This window comes from Intrasporangium sp. (assembly GCF_036566125.1).
Taxonomy (GTDB): Bacteria; Actinomycetota; Actinomycetes; order Actinomycetales; family Dermatophilaceae; genus Intrasporangium.
The window spans coordinates 1-3,209 of record NZ_DATCWX010000068.1; the positions used below are offsets into that span (position 1 = coordinate 1).

The following is a 3,209-nucleotide window of genomic DNA, read 5'->3' on the forward strand; positions in this document are numbered from 1 at the left end:
GCGACGAGGATGATGTCCTTGAGGACGTACTGGGCCGCCAGCGTGGGCAGGCCGCCCGGGAACATCTCGGCCGGGAAGAGCACGACGGGGGCCAGGATCCCGGCGAGCCAGCCGGCCATGACCACAAGGCCCGGCCGCAGCCCGCGGCCGGTCAGCAGGATCAGGCCGATGATCGTCTCGAGGACGGCGGTCCCGACGACCGCGGTGGTGCCTGTGACGAGGCCGAAGGTGAGCGCCTCGGTTGTCCGCATCACGAGGCCCTCCGCGGGTGAGGCCCCCGGGAAGTACTTGAGGGAGCCGAATCCCAGGATCACCAGCCCGAGGCTGATGCGCAGCGCATCGATGCTGTGCGCGGCAAGCACGCCGACGGCCCGCTCGATGAAGCGCTGCATCCCACCGGACTGGCGCTTGGGTGCGGTATTGCGGGAGTTCGTGATGACCGACATTGGATTCCTCCTGTTTCCAGTGGGGCTCGGTGTCTGCCCCGGCACCAACGACGATCCCGGTTTTGACGCCGGAGATCGTCGGGCAGATGACGACACCTCGGGTGCGCCAAGGAGGGTGGGCGCAGGTGAAGGACTACGGCGGTGAGCGCAGTGCGGCTACGTCAGATGGCGTCCTCGGTCGTCCCTGCCCGCGCCGTGACGTCGTGGCGACCGACGCGCCCCGAGGGTCTATCTGCCAGCGGCTGCCCCCACTTCGGGCTGATCTCTTCTCCTGCATGTGGACGACGTGCTGACCGAGGTCACGTGACGGCGGGTGCCGGCTCAGCGGCATACGGCATGGTCGTATGCCGCTGAGCGCGCCTCCAGCGCAAGGGAACTCTGTGACTCGCAGGGTTCAACGACGCACGCGGTAGCGCAGGTGGGTGACCTCGTTGCCTTGGCGCACGGCGACGGGCTCGAGCTCGATGTGCTCGGCGCCGAGGTGCTCGAAGAGGCGCACGCCTTCGCCGAGCAGGACGGGGACGAGGTGGATCTGGATCTCGTCGAGGAGCCCGGCCCGGAGCATGCGCTGCGCGATCGACGCGCCGTGCACGAGCACGCCCTTGTCGCCGGCCGCGTCCCCGGCGCGGCGGACCGCCTCGGCGAGGTCGCTCAGGTAGGTGACGTTGAGGTAGCCCGCGAACTCCGCCGGCGGCTCGTGGCGGCTGAGGATGAAGATCGGCACCCCGTCGTGGTGGTCGCCATCCCACCCGCCCGCGGGCTCAAAGGTTCCCCTGCCAGCGATGACCGCCCCGGTCGACATGAAGTCGTCGATGACGGCGCGGTCCGCGTCGTCGAGCCGGTCCGCCGCTGACTCGACGTCACCTTGGCCGATCCAGTCGTGGAGCCGCTCCCCGCCATCGCCGAGGCCGTTGCCGGGCCCGACGTTCGGTCCGGCGATGAAGCCGTCGAGGGACATCGACATGTAGAGCACGGTGGTGGACATGACGCTCTCCTTCGTCCCTGTTTCGTCGCGAGTGGTCAGCCCGCCTCGGACTCCGGCGGGGTCTGGTGCGCCAAGCCGTCCGTCGGGGGCAGGTCGAGGGTGTGGGAGCCGTGCGTCGCCTTGGTGGCCAGGTACTGGGCGTTTGCGGGGGAGAGGTGGACCTCGGTGGCGACGACGCTCGTCACGGTGATCCCGAGACGACCGAGCTGGGCGGCCTTGTCCGGGTTGTTCGTCAGCAGGACGACCCTTGGCACGCCGAGGGCGAGCAGCATCTGGGCCGCGACGGCGTAGTCGCGCGCGTCCTCCTCGAAGCCGAGGGCGACGTTGGCCTGATAGGTGTCGAGCCCGGAGTCCTGCAGGACGTAGGCGTCGAGCTTGGCGTAGAGGCCGATCCCGCGCCCCTCCTGCCGCAGGTAGAGCAGGTAGCCACCGGTCTCGGACAGCCGCTGGACGCCCTCGCGCAGCTGCGGGCCACAGTCGCACCGCTGGCTCCCGAAGACGTCTCCGGTGAGGCATTCGCTGTGGACCCGGATGAGCGGAGGGGACGCGCCGTCCCGCGAGCGCCGGTTTGGATTGGCCCGGTCGCCGAGCCCGAGGGCGACGTGCTCGAGCCCGTCGGCGAGCCCGTCGAAGGTGAAGGCCAGCGCCGTCGTCTCGAAGCCGTCCGAGAAGGACAGCGGCACCGGGACGGCGGTGCGGATGGATGCCTCGGGCAGTCGGTCGGTCATGGGCCCCCCTGTCAGCTCATGGAGAAACGGGACGAGAGCGCGTAGCGCAGGAGCACCACGTCGCCGATCTGACGGACCTCGGCCAGGGTCGCGCGGTGGTCGGGGTTCCACGGGAAGTCGCCGTCTCCGACGAAGCGGGTGGCCTTGGAGCTGCCGACGAAGAAGGGGGCGACGACGAGCTGGAGCTCGTCGGCGAGGTTGGTCGCGAGCAGCTGGGTGTGCATCGTCCCGCCACCCTCGACCATGAGGCGGCCGACGCCGCGGCCGGCGAGGTCCTCGAACACGCGGTGGAGACTGCAGGGCTGCCCGGCGTCGACGACCGTCGCGGCGTGGCCGACACGGGCGCGGGTCTCCGCCACCGACGTCGACGGGCAGTAGACGAGCTTCTCCGCGTCGTCGCAGGCAAAGAATCGCGACCCCGGATCGAGGTCGGCGCGGCGAGTCAGGGTCACCTTCGTCGGGGAGGGAGGCAGGCCCTGGGCAACACGGGCCGCCCGCCGCTCGGGTGACCGGACGAGCAGTCGTGGGTTGTCCCTGCGGATGGTGGCGGCCCCGACGAGGATGGCGTCCGAGGCGGCACGCTCGGCGTCCACCCGGTCGAAGTCCGCGTCGTTGGACAGCAACAGCCGGTGCAGGGCGGGGCTGTCGAGGTAGCCGTCGATCGACATGCCGCAGCTGAGCAGGACGTACGGACGGCCCGGTGGGCAAGGCCGATCAGGCAGCTCAGCGGGTTCAGGCATGGGCGTCTCCCCGCGCCCGCCTTTCCCGGCTGACGCGGCGCACGCTGCTGACCGTGATGATCACGGCCCCGGGCAGGCTCGCCACAAGCACAAGCCCACCGTAAACCACCGCGGTGGCGAATCCCTGGACCGCGCCGAGCCCGGCTGCCCCGAAGGCCCACGCCGCCGCACCCTCACGCGGACCCCATCCGGCGAGATTGACCGGCAGGGCCATGGCGAGGAGGACGACGAACGCGAGGGGGATCAGTCCGAGGGTCGAGGCGGCGATGCCAGCGGTGCGAGCGGCGATGAGGAACGTGGCCACGTGACC

Annotated in this window: 4 protein-coding genes and 1 pseudogene; all 5 read right to left on the bottom strand. The window is 70.6% G+C overall.

Annotated features, from left to right (window positions below):
* Positions 1-446, bottom strand: a 446-nt coding sequence (locus tag VIR15_RS03990) for a DoxX family protein (protein ID WP_331926179.1), incomplete at its 3' end; no start/stop codon positions are given.
* Between the two features lie 394 nt (positions 447-840).
* The gene (locus VIR15_RS03995; RefSeq protein ID WP_331926180.1) at positions 841-1,431 is read right to left on the bottom strand and encodes a dihydrofolate reductase family protein; all 591 of its coding nucleotides are present in this window, start codon (positions 1,429-1,431) and stop codon (positions 841-843) included.
* Positions 1,432-1,466: 35 nt separating this feature from the next.
* On the bottom strand, positions 1,467-2,159 hold the full coding sequence (locus VIR15_RS04000) for a GTP cyclohydrolase II (protein ID WP_331926181.1): 693 nt from the start codon (positions 2,157-2,159) through the stop codon (positions 1,467-1,469).
* A gap of 11 nt (positions 2,160-2,170) precedes the next feature.
* Positions 2,171-2,899, bottom strand: coding sequence for a RibD family protein (locus VIR15_RS04005; protein WP_331926182.1), 729 nt, complete (start codon positions 2,897-2,899; stop codon positions 2,171-2,173).
* Positions 2,892-3,209 (bottom strand): annotated as a pseudogene (locus VIR15_RS04010) (hypothetical protein); the annotation flags it as partial. The pseudogene VIR15_RS04010 and the gene VIR15_RS04005, both read right to left, overlap by 8 nt.